22 protein-coding genes are annotated in these 21,776 nt (G+C 72.1%); 12 read left to right on the top strand and 10 right to left on the bottom strand.

The genetic code is table 11. The annotated features are described in order from the left end of the window. The first annotated feature begins 80 nt into the window (after window positions 1-80). From ACFQRI_RS13135 to ACFQRI_RS13125, 3 genes are all read left to right on the top strand, one after another. Window positions 81-1,997, top strand: coding sequence for an IniB N-terminal domain-containing protein (locus ACFQRI_RS13135; protein WP_380668158.1), 1,917 nt, complete (start codon window positions 81-83; stop codon window positions 1,995-1,997). 184 nt (window positions 1,998-2,181) lie between these two features. Further along, window positions 2,182-3,990, top strand: a complete 1,809-nt coding sequence (locus tag ACFQRI_RS13130; protein WP_380668156.1) for a dynamin family protein — start codon at window positions 2,182-2,184, stop codon at window positions 3,988-3,990. Then, window positions 3,987-6,017, top strand: a complete 2,031-nt coding sequence (locus ACFQRI_RS13125) for a dynamin family protein (protein ID WP_380668154.1) — start codon at window positions 3,987-3,989, stop codon at window positions 6,015-6,017. Before ACFQRI_RS13130 ends, ACFQRI_RS13125 begins: the two co-directional genes overlap by 4 nt. 46 nt (window positions 6,018-6,063) lie before the next feature. On the opposite strand, the gene ACFQRI_RS13120 is transcribed toward ACFQRI_RS13125, so the two are convergent. Continuing rightward, complete coding sequence (locus ACFQRI_RS13120; protein ID WP_380668152.1) at window positions 6,064-7,119, bottom strand: alpha/beta hydrolase; 1,056 nt, start codon at window positions 7,117-7,119, stop codon at window positions 6,064-6,066. 142 nt (window positions 7,120-7,261) lie between these two features. On the opposite strand from ACFQRI_RS13120, the gene ACFQRI_RS13115 reads away from it, so the two are divergent. Both ACFQRI_RS13115 and ACFQRI_RS13110 read left to right on the top strand, forming a co-directional pair. Further along, window positions 7,262-7,816, top strand: coding sequence for an NADPH-dependent FMN reductase (locus ACFQRI_RS13115; RefSeq protein WP_380668150.1), 555 nt, complete (start codon window positions 7,262-7,264; stop codon window positions 7,814-7,816). Window positions 7,817-7,912: 96 nt separating this feature from the next. Beyond that, entirely contained in the window at window positions 7,913-8,467 is a 555-nt protein-coding gene (locus tag ACFQRI_RS13110; RefSeq protein WP_380668148.1) for a Dps family protein, read from the top strand. 104 nt (window positions 8,468-8,571) lie between these two features. Here ACFQRI_RS13110 and ACFQRI_RS13105 read toward each other — a convergent pair whose 3' ends face one another. The 3 genes from ACFQRI_RS13105 to ACFQRI_RS13095 form a co-directional block, all read right to left on the bottom strand. Further along, window positions 8,572-9,633, bottom strand: coding sequence for an NADH:flavin oxidoreductase/NADH oxidase (locus tag ACFQRI_RS13105; RefSeq protein ID WP_380668146.1), 1,062 nt, complete (start codon window positions 9,631-9,633; stop codon window positions 8,572-8,574). 191 nt (window positions 9,634-9,824) lie between these two features. Continuing rightward, window positions 9,825-11,657, bottom strand: a complete 1,833-nt coding sequence (locus tag ACFQRI_RS13100; RefSeq protein WP_380668144.1) for a S9 family peptidase — start codon at window positions 11,655-11,657, stop codon at window positions 9,825-9,827. Between the two features lie 64 nt (window positions 11,658-11,721). Beyond that, window positions 11,722-12,258 (bottom strand): CGNR zinc finger domain-containing protein, encoded by a 537-nt coding sequence (locus ACFQRI_RS13095; protein WP_380668142.1) that lies wholly within the window; start codon window positions 12,256-12,258, stop codon window positions 11,722-11,724. 38 nt (window positions 12,259-12,296) lie between these two features. Here ACFQRI_RS13095 and ACFQRI_RS13090 point away from each other — a divergent pair, with 38 nt between their 5' ends. Next, window positions 12,297-13,250 (top strand): EamA family transporter, encoded by a 954-nt coding sequence (locus ACFQRI_RS13090; protein ID WP_380668140.1) that lies wholly within the window; start codon window positions 12,297-12,299, stop codon window positions 13,248-13,250. Between the two features lie 59 nt (window positions 13,251-13,309). On the opposite strand, the gene ACFQRI_RS13085 is transcribed toward ACFQRI_RS13090, so the two are convergent. Beyond that, entirely contained in the window at window positions 13,310-13,915 is a 606-nt protein-coding gene (locus ACFQRI_RS13085) for a glycoside hydrolase family 25 protein (RefSeq protein ID WP_380668138.1), read from the bottom strand. Window positions 13,916-14,089: 174 nt separating this feature from the next. On the opposite strand from ACFQRI_RS13085, the gene ACFQRI_RS13080 reads away from it, so the two are divergent. Beyond that, on the top strand, window positions 14,090-14,665 hold the full coding sequence (locus tag ACFQRI_RS13080) for a dihydrofolate reductase family protein (protein ID WP_380668136.1): 576 nt from the start codon (window positions 14,090-14,092) through the stop codon (window positions 14,663-14,665). Window positions 14,666-14,684: 19 nt separating this feature from the next. On the opposite strand, the gene ACFQRI_RS13075 is transcribed toward ACFQRI_RS13080, so the two are convergent. Both ACFQRI_RS13075 and ACFQRI_RS13070 read right to left on the bottom strand, forming a co-directional pair. Then, entirely contained in the window at window positions 14,685-15,074 is a 390-nt protein-coding gene (locus tag ACFQRI_RS13075) for a DoxX family protein (RefSeq protein WP_380668134.1), read from the bottom strand. 97 nt (window positions 15,075-15,171) lie between these two features. Beyond that, window positions 15,172-15,984, bottom strand: a complete 813-nt coding sequence (locus tag ACFQRI_RS13070; RefSeq protein ID WP_380668132.1) for an esterase/lipase family protein — start codon at window positions 15,982-15,984, stop codon at window positions 15,172-15,174. Between the two features lie 262 nt (window positions 15,985-16,246). On the opposite strand from ACFQRI_RS13070, the gene ACFQRI_RS13065 reads away from it, so the two are divergent. Genes ACFQRI_RS13065 through ACFQRI_RS13055 form a run of 3 tightly spaced genes read left to right on the top strand, consistent with a single transcriptional unit; the run spans window position 16,247 to window position 18,517 of the window. Further along, entirely contained in the window at window positions 16,247-16,891 is a 645-nt protein-coding gene (locus ACFQRI_RS13065) for a TetR/AcrR family transcriptional regulator (RefSeq protein WP_380668130.1), read from the top strand. A 42-nt stretch (window positions 16,892-16,933) separates the two neighbouring features. Continuing rightward, window positions 16,934-17,608, top strand: a complete 675-nt coding sequence (locus tag ACFQRI_RS13060; protein WP_380668128.1) for an enoyl-CoA hydratase-related protein — start codon at window positions 16,934-16,936, stop codon at window positions 17,606-17,608. 54 nt (window positions 17,609-17,662) lie between these two features. Continuing rightward, the gene (locus ACFQRI_RS13055) at window positions 17,663-18,517 is read left to right on the top strand and encodes a GNAT family N-acetyltransferase (RefSeq protein ID WP_380668126.1); all 855 of its coding nucleotides are present in this window, start codon (window positions 17,663-17,665) and stop codon (window positions 18,515-18,517) included. A 101-nt stretch (window positions 18,518-18,618) separates the two neighbouring features. On the opposite strand, the gene ACFQRI_RS13050 is transcribed toward ACFQRI_RS13055, so the two are convergent. Together ACFQRI_RS13050 and ACFQRI_RS13045 are read right to left on the bottom strand one after the other, a co-directional pair. Next, window positions 18,619-19,563, bottom strand: a complete 945-nt coding sequence (locus ACFQRI_RS13050; protein ID WP_380668124.1) for a DMT family transporter — start codon at window positions 19,561-19,563, stop codon at window positions 18,619-18,621. Next, window positions 19,560-20,030 (bottom strand): DUF2000 domain-containing protein, encoded by a 471-nt coding sequence (locus ACFQRI_RS13045; RefSeq protein WP_380668122.1) that lies wholly within the window; start codon window positions 20,028-20,030, stop codon window positions 19,560-19,562. Before ACFQRI_RS13045 ends, ACFQRI_RS13050 begins: the two co-directional genes overlap by 4 nt. Before the next feature lie 108 nt (window positions 20,031-20,138). Here ACFQRI_RS13045 and ACFQRI_RS13040 point away from each other — a divergent pair, with 108 nt between their 5' ends. Next, entirely contained in the window at window positions 20,139-20,615 is a 477-nt protein-coding gene (locus ACFQRI_RS13040) for an Lrp/AsnC family transcriptional regulator (protein ID WP_380668120.1), read from the top strand. Window positions 20,616-20,819: 204 nt separating this feature from the next. Here ACFQRI_RS13040 and ACFQRI_RS13035 read toward each other — a convergent pair whose 3' ends face one another. After that, entirely contained in the window at window positions 20,820-20,948 is a 129-nt protein-coding gene (locus ACFQRI_RS13035) for a hypothetical protein (protein WP_380668768.1), read from the bottom strand. Between ACFQRI_RS13035 and ACFQRI_RS13030 the strand changes: the two genes are divergently transcribed. Next, a complete protein-coding gene (locus ACFQRI_RS13030; RefSeq protein ID WP_380668118.1) occupies window positions 20,916-21,746 on the top strand; it encodes a LacI family DNA-binding transcriptional regulator in 831 nt (276 codons plus the stop codon). The genes ACFQRI_RS13035 and ACFQRI_RS13030 overlap by 33 nt on opposite strands. Window positions 21,747-21,776 lie beyond the last annotated feature (30 nt).

Raw genomic sequence — 21,776 nt, 5'->3', positions numbered from 1 at the left:
GATCAACACGGGAGTGAGGGACGGCAAGACCTCACTCGGTCCAACCAGCCGAGTACCGCTGAGCATCGGGAGGTCCGACGATGGCGAACACTCAGCACCCCTCCGGTCCTGCCGAGTCCCCCATCTCCGACCCCGGGACGCACTCCACCTCCGGTCCGGCCGCGGAGCCGACGTTGCACGAGTTCCTCACGCGCCTCGTCAGCGATCCGTCCGCCCGGTCGGCCTTCGACGCTGATCCGCGATCCGCGCTGGATCAGTTCGGACTCGGGGACATGAGCGCGACGGACGTGCTGCAAGCCACGTCCCTGGCCCTCGACTACGCGCCGGTCGAGGTCGTCAACGCGTACGAGCGCTCGCTTTCGAGCAGCGTGGAGAAGTTCGCCGCGAGCAGCCAGTACGTCGCGATCAATGAACTGCATCCCGCACATCCACACGAGCAGGAAGAACTCAGCATGCTGCAGAACACCCCCCTCCCCGACTTCGGCAAGGACGGCGACCAGGACGCCAACATGCCGCAGGGCGGGAACACCGACGTCGACATCGAGCACACCGACGTCGACTCCCACAACGTCGTCAACGTGCACGACGTGCTCAGCGGCAACACCGTCCTGAGCGGCAACGACATCAGCATCGGTGACGAGCTGAACCTCTCGGCCGTCTCCGAGTCGGTCGGTTCGGTCACCAGCACCGCCACCAACGTGGTCGACCAGTCCGTGAACCTGGTCGGCGGCGCCGGCAGCGTGCTGCACGGCGACGTGACCGGCGTGGTGGGCGACGTCACCTCGGGCGACGTGACCAACGTGGTCAACAACGTGGCCCAGAACGCCCCGCTCGTGGGCGACCTGGACGTCGACAACGTGGTCGGCAACGTCACCTCGGGCAACGTGACCGACGTCGTCTCCAGCGCCCCGGTCGTGGGCGACGTGGCCGCCAACGTGACCTCCACCGTCTCCGGCGCCCCGGTCGTGGGCGACGTGGTCGGCGACGTGACCTCCGGCGACGTCACCGGCATCGCCGGCGACCTGACCTCCAAGGTCTCCGACGCCCCGGTCGTGGGCGACGTGGTCGGCGACGTGACCTCCGGCGACGTGACCGGCGTTGTGGGCGACCTGCCGGTCGCCGGCGACGTTGCCGCCACCGCCACCGGCGTGGCCGGCGGCCTGCCGGTCGTCGGTGACGTGGCCGCGACCGCCACCAACGTGGTCGGCGACGCCGCTTCCCTGAACGTCTCCGGCGCCGTGGGCGACGTGACGGGTGCCGTGGCCGGCGCCCCGGTCGTCGGCGACGTCGTGGGCGACGTGACCTCCGGCGACGTGACCGGCGTTGTGGGCGACCTGCCGGTCGCCGGCGACGTTGCCGCCACCGCCACCGGCGTGGCCGGCGGCCTGCCGGTCGCCGGTGACCTGGTCGGCGGCGCCGCCTCGGGCGACGTGGTCGGCACCGCCACCGGCGTGGTGGGCGACCTGCCGGTCGCCGGCGATGTCGCGAGCACCGCCACCGGCGTGGTCGGTGACCTGCCGATCGCCGGCGACGTGGCCGCCAGCGCCTCCGGTGCCGTCAGCGGCTCCGTGGCCACCGGCGACGTGGTCGGCAACGTGTCCGGCGCCGCCGCGGGCGTTGCGGGCGACCTGCCGGTCGCCGGCGACGTCGCGAGCACCGCCACCGGCGTGGTGGGCGACCTGCCGGTCGCCGGTGACCTGGCCAGCAACGTGACCGACACGGTCGCGGGCGGCGACGTCACCGCGCTGCCGGTGGACGACCTGGCCGGCGCCGCCGAGTCCGTCCCGGCCGTGGACGACCTGGCCGGCACCGCCACCGAGGCGCTGCCGACCGACGCCCACGCGGGCACCGACGCCCCGCTGGCCCCGGTCGGCGACGCGGTCTCGCACCTGCCGGAGCCGAGCGACCTGCCGGTCGCCGGCCCGGTCGCCGGTGACGCGGTCGAGGGTGTCGTGGGCACCGCCACCGACGCCCTGCCGCTGGACGGCCTGCTCTGATCGGAGCAGTCGACGGCTGACTGCAGCGAGCGACTGAGTGCCGGGGTCCGCTTTCGGGCGGGCCCCGGCATTTCGCCTATCGGGGGATGAGTTCCACACTGAACAACACGCCGAGTGCTCGATAACGATGTGAGTTCAACCGATTGGGTTTCTCTTATCGCCGAGGCAAGACACAATGGCCGCCGTGATCGAGACGGCGTTGGTGGAACTGATCGACCGCGCTACTGCCGAATGCGTCGAGCAGGAGCGCGCCGATCTGCACGGCCGCCTGCGCCAGATCCGGACGCGGGTGCTCGATCCGACGCAGCTCGTGCTGGTCGTGGGCGAGTCCAAGCAGGGCAAGAGCGCCCTGGTCAACGCCTTGGTGAACGCTCCGGTCTGCCAGTCCGGGGATGACGTCGTCACCGCCGTGCCGACCCTGGTGCGCTATTCGGACGAGCCGAGCGCGCAGCTGATCGAGCAGGAACCGGCCAGCGGGCCGGCCGTGCTGGACCGCCACCCCGTGCCGATCGAGGCCGTCGGCGAGCACATGGAACGTGCTCTTGCTCACGGTCGTCCGGTCACGCGCAGTGAGATCGGTGTCCCCCGAGCCGTGCTGCAGAACGGTCTGGCGCTGATGGACACCCCCGGGGTGGGCAGCGTCTCGTCGTTCCTGACCTCGACCACGCTGTCGGTGGTCGCCGAAGCCGACGCGCTGCTGATGGTCTCCGACGCCACCCAGGAGCTGACCACCAACGAGCTGACCTTCCTCAAGCAGGCCACCTCGCTGTGCCCGAACATCGCGCTGGTGATGCCCAAGATCGACCGCACGCCCCACTGGCGCAAGGTCATGGAGGTCAACAAGAAGCACCTCGGCAACGCGGGCGTGTCGGCCAAGATCTTCCCGGTCTCGGCGGACATCCGGAACCGCGCGATGCAGTCGCGCAACACCAACCTCAACGCCGAGTCCGGTTTCCCGCCGCTGCTGGAGTTCCTGCAGACCGAGCTGGCGGGCAAGCACGAGCAGTTCACCCGCAGGCTGGTGGCGCACAACGTCTCCGAGGCGCTGACCCAGATCAACGACGGGCTGCGCGCCGAGCTCGCCGCGCACAACCCGCGCACCGCGGCCGAGACGCTGGTCGAGCTGGAGACCGCGCAGCGGCGCGCCGAGGAGCTGCGCCGCATCCAGTCGCACTGGCAGAAGACGCTCAACGACGGCATCAGCGAGCTGATGACCGACATCGAGTTCGACTTCCGCGAGCGGACCTGGGCCGTGCTGCACGAGGTCAACGAGATCTTCGAGGTCGCCGACCCGCAGCTGATCTGGGACGACTTCACCCGCTGGCTCAACGCGCGGCTCACCGACGCGATCGCCGAGACCTACGGATGGCTGGAGCAGCGCCAGGCGCGGCTGGCCGAGACGGTGGCCGACCAGATGCCGCAGCGCGACGCCGACCTGCCGGCGCTGGAGCCGATCGAGCCGCCGGAACCGCTGGGCAACGTGCCCCACCCGAAGCTGCCGACCGGCGCCGACTACAAGAAGTTCGACCAGGTGCTGACCGGGCTGCGCGGTTCCTACGGCGGCGTGCTGATGTTCGGCCTGATCACCACGATGGCCAACCTGCCGCTGATGAACGTGGTGTCGATCTCCGCCGGCGTGCTGCTGGGCTCCAAGAGCCTCAAGGAGGAGAAGGACTCCCGGCTGCGCCGCAGGCAGGCCGAGGCCAAGGGCAACGTGCAGCGCTACGTCGAGCAGGTGATCTTCCAGGTCAACAAGGACGGCAAGGACACCGTCCGCGCCGTGCACAAGGCGCTGCACCGGCACTTCACCCGCATCACCGAGCAGGCGCAGCTGGAGGTCGGCCAGTCCATCCAGGCGATCAAGCGCTCCGCCGAGCGCAGCGCGGTCGACCGGGACCAGCGGGTTCGCGACATCAAGCAGAAGCTGGAGGAGATCACCGTGCTGCGCCGCCAGGTGACCCAGCTGACCCAGAACCGGATCACCGCCGCATGAGCAACGAGGCACTGCTCGAGCGCGCCCGCGCGCTCCTGCTGCGCACCATGACGTTCTACCGCGACGACCCGCGCACCTCGACCTGGCTGCGCGAGCGCTCGGAACGGCTCGACCAGCCGCTGCGGATCGCGGTCAGCGGGCGGGTGAAGTCCGGCAAGTCGACGCTGATCAACGCGCTGATCGGCACCGAGCTGGCGCCCACCGACGCCGAGGAGCGCACCCAGGTCCCGACCGTCTACCAGTACGGGCCGGAACCGAAGATCATGGTGCACACCCCGCACGGCGCGGTGCAGAACGTGCCGACGTCCACGTTGGACGCCACGACGATCCGGGACCTGCAGCACTGGCGGCCGGACGAGGTCGCCCGGCTGGTCATCGAGTCGCCGACGCCGGGGTTGCAGGCGATCACGCTGATCGAGACCCCCGGCGTGGCCTCGGCCGCGGTGCAGGAGAACGGGCGCGCGGCGCTGGCGCAGATCCTCTCCGAGTCCGACGCGGTGCTGTACCTGACCCGCTACCCGCGCCAGGCCGACCTGCAGTTCCTGCAGTCGGTCAACGAGCTGCAGACCGCGCGCAGCGTGCCGATCAGCACGATCGTGGCCTTCTCCCGCGCCGACGAGACCGGTTCCGGCGGTCCCGAGGCGCTGACCGCGGCGGAGAAGACCGCCGAGAAGTTCCGCGGCGACCCGACGCTGCGCTCCTTCGCGCAGCACTTCATCCCGGTGGTCGGGCTGCTGGGGCAGGCCGCGTCCGAGATGACCGAGGACGACTTCAAGGTCCTGGTCTTCCTGTCCCGGCTGTCCGACAACGACCGCGAGACGCTGCTGCTGTCCGCCGAGCGGTTCGTCAAGGCCGGGCTGGAGGCGGTGCCCTCGCCGGTGCGGCAGAAGCTGCTGGAGAAGTTCGGGCACTTCGGGATCTCCCGCTGCCTGGAGCTGCTGCGCGGCGGCGTGCAGAGCATGTCCGACCTGCAGCAGGCGCTGGTCGACGAGAGCGGGATGCAGCTGCTCCGGCAGACCCTGCACGAGCAGTTCGTGGAGCGGCAGGACGCGCTGCGCGCCCGCTCCGCCCTGCTGGCGGTGGACATGGTGCTGCGCGCCAACGCGCGCCCCGGCGTGCACGTGCTGCACGCGGAGTTCGAGCGGCTGCTGACCAACGCGCACGAGTGGAACGAGCTGCGGCTGCTCTCGGCGCTGGACTCCGGCCAGGTCCGGTTCTCCCGGCCGCTGCAGGCCGAGGCCAAGCGGCTGCTCGGCGGTTCCGGGCAGGACCCGCGCGCCCGCCTCGGGCTGGCCGAGGACGCGCTCACCACCGATCTCGCCGACGGGGCCGCGGCCGCGCTCAACCGCTGGCGGCAGCAGGCGGTCAACCCCGCGCTCGATCGCGTCCAGCGCGACGCGGTGCGCACGGTGGTGCGCAGCTGCGAACGGCTCATCCTGCACCAGGCGCAGGGCGGTCAGCAGCAGCCGCAGCCCGCGCAGCCGGGCCGCTCGAACCAGGCCGCGCAGCAGCCGCGGTCCGCGCAGCAGCCGCACCCGGTTCAGCCGAACCCGCAGCCGGCCCAGGGCGATCCGGCGCCCCGGCGGCAGGCCGCCGCGCAGCGGTCGGCCCAGCCGCTGGAGGGCCAGTGGAGCAGTCCGGCCGAGCGCACCCAGCAGGCGGAACCGGCTCGCCCGGCGGAACGGCCGACGAGCACCGGCGGTCGCCGCCGCGTCGACGACGGGGACGCGGGAACCGGCAGGCGGCGACGCGCCGACCACGAGGTCGGCACCGGTCGGCCGGGCGTCGAGGAGGAAGCCGGTTCGGGCCGCCGCGCGGCGACCGACGGCGACACCGGGACCGGCCGCCGGCGGCGCGCCGACGACGGCGACACCGGCACCGGCCGCAGGCGCCGCTCGGTCAGCCCGGACACCGGTCGCCGCAGGTTGCAGACCGGCCAGTCCACCGGGAGCCACGCGAAGCCGGACCCCGACGAAGCCCGCCACTTCGTCGACCCGACCCCGTCCGGCCGCCACTACCGGGACTGACGCCCGGCGCCGTTCCGCGCAGCGGCGCGGAACGGCGCGCTGCGGATCAGGGCTTCTTGGTGAGCTCCAGCGCCGCCCGGGTGGTGCCGACGATCTCGAAGAGCGCCTCCTCGAAGCGCTGGCTGACCGGCCGGAGGTTGGCGAAGCCGTGGATCAGGTCGGAGAAGCGGCGCGCGATCACCGGGACGCCCGCGTCGGCCAGCACCCGCGCGTAGGCCTCGCCCTCGTCGCGCAGCGGGTCGAAACCGCAGGTGACCACGTAGGCCGTCGGCAGGTCGCCGTGGTCCTCGGCGAGCAGCGGGGACAGCCGCGGGTCCGCGCGCTTGTCCACGTCCGGCTCGTAGTGGTCCATGAACCAGGTCATGTCGTGATCGGTGAGCAGGAAACCGCCGTTGCCGAACAGGTCCCGGGACCGGCGCCGCGCGGTCGCGTCCGTGGCCGGGTACAGCAGCAGCTGGAACACCGGCTTCTGCGCGCCCTCGCGGGTCGCGTGCAGCGCGACCGAGGCCGCCAGGTTGCCGCCCGCGCTGTCGCCGCCGATCGCGATCGCGTCCGCGCTCGATCCCAGCTCGGCCGCGTTGTCCACGGCCCACCGGTAGGCCGCCAGCGAGTCCTCGAAGGCCGCGGGGAAGCGGTGCTCGGGGGCCAGCCGGTAGTCCACCGACAGCACTCGGATCCCGGCGTGCTTGGCCAGGAACCGGCACAGGTCGTCGTGGGTGTCGACGTCCCCGATGACCCAGCCGCCGCCGTGCAGGAAGACCAGCAGCGGGCCGGTCTCGGTCAGCTCCCTGGGCCGGTAGATCCGGGCGGGCAGCGAGCCGTGCTCGGCGGGGATCGTCCGCTCGGCGACGACCACGCCGGGCATCGAGCCGTTGCGCACCGGAGCGTTGGACATCGCGATCCGCGCGGCCTCGGGAGTCGTGGCGGACAGGCCTTCCTGACCCGCCAGCTTCTGCAGCTTGAGCAGCAGCTGGGCGTCCAGCGCGAGCTCCTGGTCGTCGAGGCGTATCGGCTTGCCCGCGAGCAGCCGCCGCACCGGCGAGGGCAGCGCGAAGACGCCGCTCACCACGGCTGCCTGCAGCTTCTGTTCGATCTTGGCCATGTGGGCGAGAACCTTCCCCGGAAGGCGACAAGTTCGGTGTGAGATTACCCGCTAGTAGCGAAGATCTCCGCGATTGACCTCCAGCGAGCTCGAAGTCCTAGCGTGGCCTGGCGGAACGTCCGGGAGATGAAAGGATCGCCGCATGAGCGTGACGGTGGTGGGTATCGGCGGGTCGGTGCGACCCGATTCGCAGTCCGAGCGGGCGCTGCACGTGGCGCTCGACGGCGCCCGGGGAGCCGGGGCGAAGGTGCAGGCCATCACCGGTTCCGCGCTCGCGCTGCCGTTCTACGACCCGCAAGTGCCCGAGCGCACCGGTGCCGCGCGCGAGCTGGTCGAGGCGCTGCGCACCGCCGACGGCGTCGTGCTCGCCTCCCCGGGGTACCACGGCACGATCTCCGGGCTGATCAAGAACGCGCTGGACTACGTCGAGGACCTGCGCTCCGACGAGCGCCCCTACCTGGACGGCCGGGCGGTGGGCTGCATCGGCATCGCCTACGGCTGGCAGGCCACCGTCACCACGCTGCAGGGCCTGCGCTCGGTGGTGCACGCGCTGCGCGGCTGGCCGACGCCGCTCGGCGGGGCGGTGAACTCCGCCGAGACCCGGTTCGAGCCCGGTGTCGAGACCGACCCCAAGGTCGCCGAGACGCTACGCACGATCGGACGACAGGTGGTCGACTTCGCCGCCCAGCGCGCTTGACCGATCGGCGTTGGCGTGGACCGTTCGGAATGCGGGAGTGCTCGCGGAGCTGCACTCTCGACTGCGTCTGCTCGCGTTCGAGGAGGTCGCGCACCGATGGCGGAGAAGTCCACGACGAAGTCCAAGTCCACCGCGAAGAAGGACACCGCGAAGAAGTCCGGGAAGTCCGCGAAGAAGGCGGATTCCCCGATCACCAGTCCGCTCAGCGCCTCCGAGCGGGACATCACCGGCGGGGTGCTGCAGGACACCCTGGTCGACCTGATCGACCTGCACCTGGTGGCCAAGCAGGCGCACTGGAACGTGGTCGGCCGGTTCTTCCGCGACGTGCACCTGCAGCTCGACGAGCTGGTCGCCTCCGCGCGCGGGTACGCCGACGACGTGGCCGAGCGGGCCGTGGCGATCGGGGTCTCGCCGGATGGCCGCGCCGCGACCGTCGCGAAGGGGTCCGACGTGCCGGCCTTCGAGCCGGACTGGCACGGCGATCAGCAGGTCGTCGAGGCGATCGTGACGGCCCTCGGCGAGGTCATCGCGGGCCTGCGCAAGCGCATCGACGAGACCGACAAGACCGACCTGGTCACCCAGGACCTGCTCATCGCGATCGCCGCGGACCTGGAGAAGTCCCACTGGATGTGGCAAGCCCAGCTCGCGTGATCCGCTGCGCGCTCGGCGGCGGATCGCGCCGCGAGCCGGGTGCTCGGGCGGAGTCGTGAGCGGGGAACCTCGTGCCCGGTGCGGCGAGGTTCCCCGCTCGCGCGTCAGCGCCTGGCGCGGACGTACTGCTTGGGCCAGAGCACGTCGGCGCGGAGCTTGTCCGCGGCGTGCATCGGCCAGCTCGGGTCGCGCAGCAGCTCGCGGGCCAGCAGCACCGCGTCGGCCGAGCCCGCCGCGATGATCTCCTCGGCCTGCTCCGGGGCGGTGATCAGACCGACCGCGCCGGTGGGCACCTCGGCCTCCAGCTTGATCTGGCGCGCGAAGGGGACCTGGTAGCCGGAGCGCACCGGGATGTCGGCGTGCGGGATCGCGCCCCCGGTGGAGGAGTCGATCAGGTCGACGCCGCGCTGGGCCAGCAGGCGGGACAGGCGGACCGAGTCGTCGCCGGTCCAGCCGCCCTCGGCCCAGTCGGTGGCCGACAGGCGGGCGAACAGCGGCTTGCCCTCCGGCCAGACCGCGCGCACCGCGTCGGTGATCTCCAGCAGGATCCGCACCCGGTTCTCGAAGGAACCGCCGTAGGCGTCGGTGCGGGTGTTGACCAGCGGCGAGTAGAACTGGTGCGCCAGGTAGCCGTGCGCGAAGTGCAGCTCGACGACGTCGAAGCCGGCCTCGTCCGCGCGGCGAGCGGAGGCGGCGAACTTCTCCGGCAGCTCGGCGACCTCCTCGGCGGTCAGCGCCAGCGGCGTCGCGAGCTGGCCGAAGGCCTCGTCGGTCGGGCCGACCGGCTGCCAGCCGCCCTCGGACTCCGGCACCGCGTACTCGCCCTCCCACGGCTGGGCGGTGGAGGCCTTGCGGCCCGCGTGCGCCAGCTGCACGCCGGTGGCCGCGCCCTGGGCGTGGATGAAGTCGTTGATCCGGCGCCAGGCGGCGACCTGCTCGTCGTTGTACAGCCCGGTGTCCTGCGGGCTGATCCGGCCCTCCGGCACGACGGCGCTGGCCTCGGCGATGACGAGACCGGCGCCGCCGGTGGCGAAGCGCCCGAGGTGCACGAAGTGCCAATCGTTGGGCACGCCGTCGGTGGCCGAGTACTGGCACATCGGCGAGACCCACGCGCGGTTGCGGATGGTCAGGTCACGCAGCTTGATCGGTTCGAAGAGATGGCTCACGCCAGCTCAGACCGTTAGCCGCGGCAACTTATTCCGCGCCCCCGGGCGCCCGTCGCGTTCCTCACAACCCCTCCCGGCTCGCCCGCGACCGACAGGCCCGACCGAATTCCCTCGGATTCCCGACCCGGATCGGGAGGTGATCCCGCACCCGGGTCGGGAGGTGAATCGGGGTGGTGGGGTCGGGTCGGTCGCTACGCCCCGACCGCTCGCCGCGCGAAGTGGATCTCCGCGGAGACCTGGCGCAGGGTCTCCGAGATCACCAGCGAGCCGTGGCCCGCGTCGTAGCGGTAGAACTCGAACGGGATCTGCCGTTCTCCCAGCGCATCCAGGTAGTTCAGGATCTGCTGGATCGGGCAGCGCGGGTCGTTGTCCCCGGCCAGCACCAGCACCGGCGCGCGCACCTGATCGACGTAGGTGATCGGGGAGGCCTTCCGGTAGACGTCCGGGATCTCCTCCGGCGAGCCGCCGAACAGCGCGCGGTCGTAGGCGCGCAGCGGCTCCATCTCGTCGGCGAACGCCGAGACGTAGTCGGCCACCGGCACTCCCGCGACCCCGCCGGCCCAGCGCTCCGGCTGGGTGCCCAGCGCCAGCAGCGTCAGGTAGCCGCCCCAGGAAGCTCCCGCGACGACGCTGAGCGCGGGCGTGGTCAGCCCGGCCTCGATCGCCCAGTCGTGCACCCGGGCGACGTCCTCCAGCTCGGTGGTGCCCGGGCGGCCCTCGATGGCGTCCCGCCAGGCCGAGCCGTAGCCGGTCGAACCCCGGTAGTTGACCTCGACCACGGCGAACCCGGCGTCCAGCCAGGCCGCGCGGTAGGCGGAGAACCGGTCCTCGTCGGCCGCGTGCGGCCCGCCGTGCAGGCTGAACACCGTCGGCAGCGGACCCTCCTCGGCATCTGCCGGGCGCGCGACCAGCGCGTGCACGGCGTCGTTCGGGCCGTAGGGGACCTCGACGAACACGTCGGTGACCGCTTCCGATCCCGGCGCGCGGTCCCCGGGCGGGGTCAGCAGCACCCGGTCCTCGCCGTCGCGGGAGATCGTGCGCACCAGCGACGGGGTGGCCGCCGAGGACCACACGTACTCCACCGAGCTGTCCGGCCGCACCGAGGCGCCGACCACGGTGCCCGCCGGGGTGGGGAGGTCGGTGAGCTCGCCGCTGTCGAGGTCGTAGCGGTGCGCGGTGGTGCGCGCGCGGTGGGTGTGCGCGATCAGCAGCGAGCGGCCGTCCGGGTACCAGTCGGCGGAGACCTCGCCGGGCAGGTCCAGGGTGATCTCGGTTTCGGCGTCGGCTTCGACGTCCCAGACCAGCAGCTCCTCCTTGCCGCGCCGCTCGTGCAGCACCAGCAGGCGGGGATCGCCGGTGACGGGCGCGAAGGCCAGCGCGTCCAGGCCCTTGCCGGGTCCGTCCCACTTCTCGGCGACCTCGGAGCCGTCGGCGCGCAGCACCCGCAGCGCCGGGTGTCGGCTGTCGCCGTGCTCGGAGTGCGAGATCGCCAGCATCGACTCGTCCCAGGACAGCGCGGACAGCCCGCCGTCCTGCTCGTGCTGGTAGAGCACCTCCGGGCGGCCGCCGTCGCGCGCGACCCACACGGTCACGCCGTCATCGGTGGACATCCCGAGCCCGGTCAGCGAACGCCCGAGCTCCAGGCCCGCCGGGTAGCCGGGATGCGTTCCGGGAACGGCCTCCTCGGGCTCGCCGCCGTCGAACGGCTCGACCTTCCAGCTGCCGAACTCGTCGCCGTCGGTGTCGTCGAACCACCAGATCCGCTCGCCGTCGACCGACAGCGTCCCGTGGAAGGTGCCCTGCGGGCGGTCGGTGATCTGGCGGTGCTTGTCGGACTCCCGATCCCAGGCGTAGAGCTCCCAGGTCCCGCTGAAGTTCGACACGTACAGACTGCGATGCGGTGCGTCCCGCGCCCAATCGGGCAACGACACGCGCGGTGCGCTGAACCGCGCCCGCCACCGACCCTCCGCCTCGGGGTCCTCGAACAACGCACTGGGGATCTTCGCCTCGGGATAACTGCTCACACCCCGATCCTGCCCGATCGGGCCACCGACCACGAACCGCCCACGCGGACCGGCGGCGGCGAGATCACCGCTGCCTCGCCCTCGCCCGGTAGGCGGCGACCGCGTTGCGGTTCGCGCAGGCGGTGGTGCAGAAGCGCCGGGAGCGGTTCCGGGTCAGGTCGATCAGCACGCCCTGGCAGGTCTCGTCGGCGCACAGCGACAGGCGGGACATCTCGTCGAGGCGGATGACGTCGACCATCGCCATCGCGGTCTCCACCACGACCCGGCGGGCCAGCGGGGCGTCCGCGTCGATCGCGTGCAGGTGCCAGTCCTCGTCGCCGTGGCGCACCAGCTGGGGCAGCGCTGCCGCCTCGGCGAGCATCTCGTTGACCAGGTCCGCCGCGCGGTCGCGGTCGGCGGACAGCAGGTCGCGCAGGACGGGTCGCAGCGCGCGGAGCTCTTCGAGCTCGGCCTCGTCGCCGTCGCGGCGCCCGGTGTAGCGGTGCTCGGCGTACCAGGCGTCGACCGCCTGCACGGTCATCAGGGCGTCCGGCTCCCCGGCGGTGTTGATGAGCGCGACGGCCGCTTGCAGCGACGCCTCGGTGTCATGCCCAAAAATCATGTTGACATCTTACATCGGCGTCCATAGCGTCATTTGCCATGACGCGTTTGGAAGATGACAGCGCAGGTGTGCGTGTTGCTCCGCGGTTCAGCGGCGGCTTGGCGCTCGCAGTCCTCTCAGCGGCTTCGTTCGGGATGTCCGGGGCGCTGGCGCGCGGTCTGCTGGAAGCGGGCTGGAGCCCCGGCGCGGTGGTGCTGGCGCGGCTGAGCATCGGGGCCGCCGCGCTGGCGCCGTTCGCGATCGCCGCCCTGCGCGGCCGGTGGAGGTCGCTGCGCGCGCAGCTCCGACCGCTCCTGGTCTACGGCGCGCTGGGCTTGGCGGGCACGCAGTTCTGCTACTTCTCGGCCGTGCGCACGATGGACGTCGCGCCCGCGCTGCTCATCGAGTTCACCGCGCCGATCGCGATCGTGCTGTGGCTGTGGGTCCGGCGCGGTCAGCGACCGCGGCCGCTGACCGCGCTCGGGGCCGGGACGGCGGTGCTGGGCCTGGTGTTCGCGCTGGACCTCGCCTCGGGGGCGGAGGTCGCGTGGACCGGCGCGCTGTGGGCGTTCGCGGCGATGATCGGCAACGCGGCGTACTTCCTGATCTCGGGCGAGACCGAGGACGTGCTGCCGCCGATCGCCCTGGCCGGCACCGGGCTGGCCATCGCCGCCGCCGTCCTCGCGGCCCTGGGCGCGATCGGCGTGCTGCCGATGCGCGCGAACGTCGCCTCCGCCGGTTACGCCATCGGCACCGGCCCCTGGTGGGCGCCGCTGCTGGCACTCGGCCTGATCTCCGCCGCCCTGGCCTACGCGAGCGGGACCGCGGCGATCCGCCGCCTCGGCTCCCGCGTCGGGTCCTTCGTCGCGCTCCTCGAAGTGGTCGCCGCGGCGTTGTTCGCCTGGCTGCTGCTCGACCAGCGCCCCGGGTTCTCGGTGCTGCTCGGCGGCCTGCTCATCATCGCCGGCGTCGTCCTCGTCCGCCGCGCCGAACCAGCGCGCCAACCCGCGTGAGACCGCACCGATCCGCGCCGAGGAGCCCTCCCCGCAGGGCTCCTCGGTCGCTCCTGAGATCAGGTGGTGAAGGCCGCGCGCGTCCAGGCGCCCACGGTCGCGTTGCGGTCGACCTCGCCGGGGATGCCGGGCACCGAACCGGCCGAGGTGTGCTGGTGGAGGGCGAGGCGGGGGTGCTCCCAGCCCGGGTTGCCGGGGTCGCCGTTGTAGCGGGCGATCCACAGCAGCACGTCCTCGCCCGCCCACAGGTCCGGGTCCACGACGTTCTGGAACCAGTTCAGGTTCGCGTAGACCAGCACGCCGGGCACACCGGTCGCCGCGCGCAGCTGGCGGATGAACTCGGGGATGAACGCGTTCGGGTCGGCGATGTCCGGGTCCTCCATGTCCAGCATCGGCCACATGTTCCCCGGCTCCTTCAAGCCGTGCTGACCCAGCCACCACGCGAAGTGGCCCACCTGCGGTTCGATCGCGCCGGGCCGGGCGAAGTGGTAGCCGCCGGTGACGACGCCCGCGCCGCGCGCCCCCGCCACGTGCGCGCCGGCCCGGTCGTCGACGAAGGTCTCGCCCTCGGTCAGCTTCGCGCTGGCGAAGGTGATGTTGTTGCCCCGCACCGCCTGCCAGTCGTCGACCTGGTTGTGGTGGCTGATGTCGATCCCGTAGTCCACGAGGCCCCCTAGCCGATCGAGGCGACGGACGGCGAGCCCGATCGCCTGCTGCAGAGTCGCCCCCGATCATGACGTCCCGCACCGGGCTCGTGGGCCGGCTCGGGAGATCGGGCGGCGATGAGTTCTCGCGGCGCCGCGGGTCCGCACTGAGGACCGCGCTACGAGGAGCACACCATGAGCGCCACCTACACCTTCGACGTCTTCTCCAGCCTCGACGGCTACGGCGCCGCCGGGGGTGACTGGAGCGGTTACTGGGGCAAGCAGGGGCCCGAGCTGCTCGCGCACCGCCTCGCGCTCTACGAGACCGAGCAGCGGATGGTCTTCGGGGCCAACACCTACCGGGCGTTCGCGCAGATGCTGGCGTCGAGCACCGAGGACTCCGACGTCCGCGACCCGTGGGTCACCCGGATGCGGAACCTGCCGGCGACGGTGGTCTCGACGACGCTGGAGGGGCCGCTCGACTGGCCGGACGCCGCCCTGGCCCGCGGGGACGCGGTCGACGTCGTCGCCCGGCTCAAGGAGGAGTCCGAGGTGCCGCTGCGCTCGCACGGCAGCCTGTCGATGAACCGCGCGCTGCTGGCCGCCGGGCTGGTCGACCGCCTGCAGGTGACGCTGTTCCCCGTGATCACCGGCCGCAACGGACTGGACCCGATCTTCCGGGGAGCCGACGACTTCGACCTGGAGCTCCTCGGGAACCGCACGCTCGACGGCCGCATCCAGGAGCTCCTCTACCGGCCGACCCGGCACTGACCCCTGCGGCCGCTTCGGGTCAGCCGCCGAAGGGCGCGGGACCGAAGCGGCCCCAGGCCACGAAGACGGCCATCGCGAGGTAGATCAGGTCGCCCGCGATCGTCGCGCGCTCGCCCCGGCGCAGGCGCGTGATCACCGCGCCGATCATCACCAGCCCGGCGCCGGTCGCGGCCAGCGGGACCAGGACCGGTGCGATCCCGACCGCCGCGGGCAGGACCAGCCCCGCCGCGATCAGCAGTTCGAGCGCGCCGATGGCGCGGAGGGAGGCGGGGCTGAAGTCCTCGACCCAGCGCGAGCTGGCCGACATCCCGGCCATCTTCTCCTTGGGCACGACCATCTTGCTGCTGGCGATCAGGAACACGGCCGCCAGCAGCCCGGCAACGATCCACAGCGCGAGGTTCATCGTCATCAGCTCCGATCGAGAGTCGTCCCTGCTGCCTAGGACGTGCTGGGCCCCTCGTTCGTGACAACCCCGGGCGACCTCGTTCGTGGACCGCCGCGTCGGGTCACGGCAAGCAGTTCGGCTGGAAGCCGGGGTCCGCGGGGCCCTCGCGGTCGAGGGCGTGCAGCACCCACTGCGCGACCACCGGGTCGTTGGGGCTCTGGTCGTGCTCGACGACGTCGTTCGGGCACTCGTCCTGCACGGTGATGTTGGTCAGGTCCTCGGCGGGGCCGTCGTGCAGGAACGCGTTGGTGTAGGGGGTGACGACCTCGTCGTAGCGGGTGGTGATGACCGTGTAGTCGGGGCCGTCCGGGGTGTCGTCGTCGGCGTTGAGCTCGGTCAGGAACGGCGATCCCTGCGCCTGCTGGGCGCAGGCCTCGCAGACGACCCCGGAGGGGCTGGTCAGCGGCGTTGTGGTGCCGTAGTTGGACGGCACGATCCCGATCAGCTCCCCGGTCTCCTCGGTGCCGCCGAGGAACTTCAGGTAGTGGCGGGGCATCATCCCGCCCTGGCTGTGCCCGACCAGGTCGACCTCGCGCGCGCCCGTAGCCGCGAGGACCTGGTCGACGAAGGAGGCCAGCTCCTGCGCCGAGTCCTCGACGGGGCCGGTGGCGTTGTTGCCGTAGTCCAGCGCGAACACGCAGTAGCCCGCCTGAGCGATCTGCGGGGACAGCACCGACCAGTTCTTGGCCATGTTCTCGAACGTGCCGTGCACGAGCACGACCGGCCGCGGGTGCTCGGCGCTGGGCTCGCAGGACCAGTCGTTGGCGCCCGGCGGTGAGACGGCGGGCGGGGCGGCCTGCGCGGTGCCCGATCCGAGCCCGACCGCACCGGCGATCGCGAGGGCGAGCAGGGCCGACAGCGCGCGGTGTCGCATGCGGTTGTCCTTCCAGGAGCCGTGGCTGCCGACCCGAGCGGATCGCAGTGCCGTAGTCCTAGCCCGCCCGGACCCCGGTGTCAACCCGACGCAGGTGATCTGACCTGCCCAAACGCCGATCCGGGTGACGGCCGTCGACGCACCGGAGCGGTGCCGCCCGACCGGCGAGCGCCGGTCCTCGCGCGCCGATCCCAGGCGCTGAGCGGGCCCGGCGACGCCGCGATCCCTTGTTGTGGAGCGCGTGCTCCATTATCGTGCGAGCGTGCCCAGACCACGAGTGCACGACCTCGACCAGGTGTTGGACGTCGCCGAACGGCTCGTCGCCGACGCCGGGCCGGAGCGGCTCACCGTGCGCGAGCTCTCGGCGGCGAGCGGCGTGCCCAACGGGGCGATCTACCACGCCTTCGGCTCGCTGGCGGCGCTGCGCGGGCGGATGTGGCTGCGAGCCGCGGTCGAGTTCTTGGACCTGCAGACCGAGCTCATCGGTGACGCCCTGGGCGAGGCGCCGACCCGGGGAGATGCGGTGCGCGCGGTAGTCGCCGCTGCCGATGCGCCGGCCGCGTTGGCCGACCGGCGCCCCGCCGCGGCTCGGATGCTGATGACGGTGCGCCGGGAGCAGCTCCTCGGACCCGAGCTCCCCCAGGAGCTCGCCGACTCGCTGCTCGGCTTGGACCGGCGGCTGGTGTCCGAGGTGCTCTGCCGTCTGGCGACGGCGATGTGGGACCGGCGGGACGGTCCGAGCGTCGAGGTGATCACCACCTGCGTGGTCGACCTGCCGACGGCCCTGCTGCGTCGAGCGCTCGGCCAGGTCACCGCCGACGGCTCGGTGCAGATCCCGGCCGATGTGCGAGCCCGTCTCGCAGCGGCCGTGCGCGCGGTCCTCGATCCCGAGCCACCGCGGCGCTGAGCCGGCGACGAGCACCCGCACCCATACCGGGGAGGAACGACCATGCCCGCGTTGCACGAGGACGACGGCGTCTTCGTGCTGGACCTCGGCGATGGCGAGAACCGGTTCTCGCCGGACTGGCTCGAGGAGATCAACAAGTTCTTGGACGCCATCGCCGGTCATCCCGGCCCCAGCGCGCTCGTCACGACCGGGCGGGGCAAGTTCTACTCCAACGGCCTCGACCTGGAGTGGGTCGTGGAGCACGCCGACCGGCTGGCCTCCTACCGCGCCGACGTGCAGGAGCTGCTGGCCCGCGTGCTGACTCTGCCGGTCCCCGCGGTCGCGGCGGTGAACGGTCACGCGTTCGGCGCCGGGGCGATGCTGGCCCTGGCCCACGACTTCCGGGTCATGCGCGCCGACCGCGGGTACTTCTGCTTCCCCGAGGTCGACATCGACGTGCCGTTCACGCCGGGCATGGCCGCGTTGATCCAGGGGAAGCTCACCCCCGCAGCGGCCGTCGAGGCGATGACGACGGGGCGGCGCTTCGGCGGGGTGCGGGCCCGCGACCGCGGCCTCGTCGACGAGGTCGCCGACGAAGGAGAAGTGGTGCGCGCGGCGGTGGAGCTGGTGCGTCCGCTCGCCGGCAAGAGCCGCGACGCGCTCGGGGCGATCAAGTCGACGATGTTCGCCTCGGCGGTCACCGCGCTCCGCACCCCCGAAGCGGTCGCGCAGCCCTGACCGCCGGTCCGCAGCAGCACGAGCACGAAACCCGCACGAACCCGGAAGACGGAGATGACCACCACCGACCCGATGCCCTCGCGCTTCCCGCCCGAACTCCTCGACGGAGCCGAGAAGGTCTCCGTCGGGCACGGCCTGACCGGACTGCTCTGGACCTCGGTGCGAACCCGGCTCCCCGGCCCGGCCCGGCAGCACCTGCGCGACACGTTTCCCGCCGTCGCGGTGCAGGCGTTCACCGCGACCACCGAGCGGTACTGGCTGAACTGGCTCTCCGACGAGAACCTGGACCGGTTGTCGGGCCTCGTCGTCGTGCTCGACTCCGCCGGCCTGCCGGTGGCGTGGGTGGCCAGCAACGACCGGCGATTCGGCGGACGCAGGTGCTTCTACGCCAACTCCGCTGGCGTGCGACCGGACTACCAGGGCGCAGGGCTCTCCAGCGCGATCTGGCGCGCGCTGCTGCGCTCGGCGATCGCCAAGGCCGCACCGCGCAGCCTGTACGCCGTGATGCGCACGGGGAACCCGCTGGTCTACGGGGCGTGGTCGTCGGCAGCGGGCCGAACCGACGCCGCCTGGCCCGCCCCGGACCGCGGGGTTCCGAAGCACGTGCAGCGCATCGCGGCCGACGCGGCGACCGAGCTCGGGCAGGTCGACCGGCTCGACCGCGAGACCCTGGTCATCAGCGACGCCTACGACGACACCGAAACCGGGTTGTGGACGCGACGCCCCACGTCCGACCGCACCGACGTCGACGAGTGGTTCGCCGGGCTCCTCGGCCCGCGCGACGCCATCGTGCTCGTCGTGGCGTTCAACCCCGCTCGGATCCTGGTCGACGAGGTGCGGCGCGCGGTGCGCCGCACCCCGGGACTTCGCGGCAGCCCGTCCTCCCGCAGCTCACGAGCGCGAAGCTGACCGCGCCGGAGCCCGATCGGCCCCGGGGCTTCCCGCAGCGCTGGCGCGCAGGGGCGTGTTGACGGTGCCGTCGAGCCAGCACCCGAGATCGCGGGGGCGGCTCAAGTCGCTTCTCGCGCAGGCGGCTTCGCGTCGCGGGGTCGCCGGGCGCCGACGAGCGCGACCGCGGCGAGACCGGTCAAGAGGATGAGGCACCCGAGGGCGGCGGCAGGCGAGAGCCGTTCGTGCAGCACGAGCACGCCGAGGGCGGCGGACACGAGCGGTTCCGCGAGGCTCAGGGTTCCTGCGGTGGGCGCGGTGGTGCGGTGCAGGCCGTGGACGAAGGCCGCGTAGGCGGCGCTGGTGCCCGCGAGCGCGATCCAGGCGATGAGGAGCCAGGAGTTGGGATCGCCCAGGTGGTCGTGGTGCAGCCACAGCAGCGGGGACAGCGCGACACCGGCGATCAGCAGCGTGATGGTGGTGGCGGGGAGGGCGGGCGCGCCCGCTCGGAGGAATCGCTTGGCCGCGACGGCGTAGGCGCCGTAGCAGCTCCCGGAGATCAGGGCGATCCCGACGCCGGTGGCGCTGATCTGCTCGGCCCCCCGAGGGTTGAGCAGGATGACGCACCCGGCCACCGCAGCCACGGTGCCGAGGGACCAGCCGAGGGTGAGGCGCTCGCCGGTCCACCAGCGCGCGCACAGGCCGGTGGCGATCGGCGCGACGCCGAGCGCGATGGCCGTGCCGAGAGCTGCCCCGAGGTGTTCGACGGCGTGCATGAACGTGACCTGGTACACGCCGGTGGCCAGCGCCGCGAGGAACACCCAGCCGATCACGTGGCGCCGTGCCACGGCCCGCCAGTCGGCGAGCCGTCGGCAGAACAGCGCTAGCGCGAGTCCGCCCAGGAGCACTCGCGCGACGCCCAGCGCGCCGGGGTCGGCGGCGGAAGCGGCCAGGACCTGGGCAGGACCGACCGTGCCCCACAGCGCTGCGGCCGTCAGCACGGAGGCGGCACCGATCGTCTTGTCGGCCGCTGGCGCACCTGGCGCCGATTCGCCGACGACGGTCACGGCAGCAACCCCAGCCCGCCGACGATCCTGTCCACCTTCTTGCGCGGGCCGACCAAGCTCACCGCGGCGTAGGCGACCTCCTCGGCGGAGAGGTCGGCCAGGCGCGCGAGGTAGTCGTCGTACACCCGCACCTCCTGCGCGGCGGTGGGCATGTCGGTGACGAGAACGCCCTCCTGAGCCGCGGCTTCGGCGCGGGCCGCGCGCAGCGTCTCGGCATCGGCGGCGAGAACCGAGCATCCCGCCCACGGCAGACCGGAGTGGGGTGAGCCGTCGCCATCGGCGCCGCCGGGGCCGAGGAGGCCGGTGACCGCGGGGGCCGTGGCCGCGGCCACGCAGGCCGCCGCGTTCACGATCCGCCCCGCGGGAATGTCGCGATCGACGACGACGACCCACTTCAATCGCGCCGACCGCGTCGAAACCCTCGTGCGGACCTCGTCGGGCTCGAACCCGACCGACTGATCGCTCATACCTGAATTTCCTCTCAGGGTGCGCTGAATACGGGAGACGATAAAAAGTCTAGCGATACATACGCATCAGAGATAGAATTCCGTATTAAATTCGAATAGAGTCGTCGCATGGCTGATCTGGATGAACTTGATACGGCGATCCTGCGGGAGCTCCAGCACGACGCACGGCGCACCAACCGCGATGTGGCCGCTGTGGTCGGCGTCGCGCCGACCACATCCCTCGATCGCACGAGGGCGCTGCGCGAGCGCGGAGTCATCACCGGTGCCCGCCTGGACGTCGACCTGGCCAAGATCGGACGTCCCGTCCAAGCGCTCGTCGCGGTGCGGGTGCGCCCGCCGACGCGCGCCAACATCGAGGGGTTCCGGGAGTGGGCCGCCGACCTGCCCGAGGTGCTGGGAGTGTTCGTGACCAGCGGCAGCGAGGACTTCCTCATCCACGTCGCCGTCCCGGACAACGATCACCTCTACGCCTTCGTCATCGACCGGCTGACGGGGAAGCCCGAGGTCGCCGACGTGCGCACCTCGATCGTCTACGAGCACATCCGCAGCACCACGGTCCTTCCCGCCGGCCGCGGTGGGAGCTGAGCGGCCCGGCGCGCGGGCGCGATTGGGGCGTGAAGGGAAGGGCCTGGCCGGAACTCCTAGCGGAGCCCCGGCCAGGCCCTTCACCTTCCGGGACGAGAGGCCTGCGGGTGGAGCGGTACGTCGCAACGGCAGCGAGGTCCGCGGGTGTTCCGGGCTGCGTTGCCGAGGCCGCGAGCGGCAGCTCCGCGCACGACTGGGACGGGGTCAGCTCCCCGGTGCGGCCCGGTAGACGAGCAGCTCGGTCCCCGCGATCTCGTCATCGTCGTCAGGAGCGGCCCACAAGCGCAGCGTTCCGCCTTCGTGCTCCAGGTGAACGGGGTTCCGAGTGGCCACGTGCCCGGCCGACGACCTCGGCTGCACCGGGACTTCGTGGCGGATCCGGTCGTCGCGGTCGACCTGCCCCGCTGGTTGTCAGCGCTGCTGTCGGATCACATCGCTCGGAATGCGCTTCGACCGTGTTCTTGCCACGCCCGGACCTACGTCTTTCGTGGTCTGGGGACGGCAAAGGGGGAGGCCGGACCAGGGCCGCGCTTGGTTGACGTCGCGCGGCGTGCGCAGGTTTCGACGGGCACCGTGTCGAACGTGCTCAACCGCTCGGCAGCGGTTGCGGACGACACGCGGAGCCGAGTGGAGAAGGCCATTGCCGATCTCGGGTACGTGCGGGGAGTGGCGCAATCGGCACCGGTTGAGCACTGGCGACGGAACGGCTTCGCGACGTGGCTGTTCCAACCCGCGGCATCTGGCTGGTACCCCAAGAAAGACCCGCGACCGGCGCGACCGGTTCCGGTCCTTGCTGAACCTTGGCCGGGCGTCCCTGCGCGCGGGCGAGGCGCGCGTGGGCGAGCGGAGTGCTGCTGGGTTCCGATCGCCAAGGGGCTCACTCCCCACGGCCTGCGCCACACGCATCGGACGCTCTTGGAGGAGCTGGGCACTCCTGCCGTTCTGGCGGATGAACGCATCGGTCACACGGACACGTCCGTCCAGCGCCGCTACACGCACGTGACTACAGAGATGCGGAGTCGGCTGGATGCCGAGCTGACTCGTTGTTGGGAGGCAGCATTGGACGCTCGCCGTGCCATGTCGCCGGGGTCTCCCGTCGCGGTTCTGGACGCGTTGTTGCGGGCCCGATAGTGGGAGGTGGGGCATTTACAGGCGAGGTCA

Origin of the sequence: Saccharopolyspora griseoalba, from assembly GCF_042665275.1 — a bacterium.
In the GTDB taxonomy this organism is placed as follows: Bacteria; Actinomycetota; Actinomycetes; order Mycobacteriales; family Pseudonocardiaceae; genus Saccharopolyspora; species Saccharopolyspora griseoalba.
The sequence above is the reverse complement of the archived record's forward strand: the minus strand, read 5'-3'. Positions and strand labels throughout refer to the sequence as shown.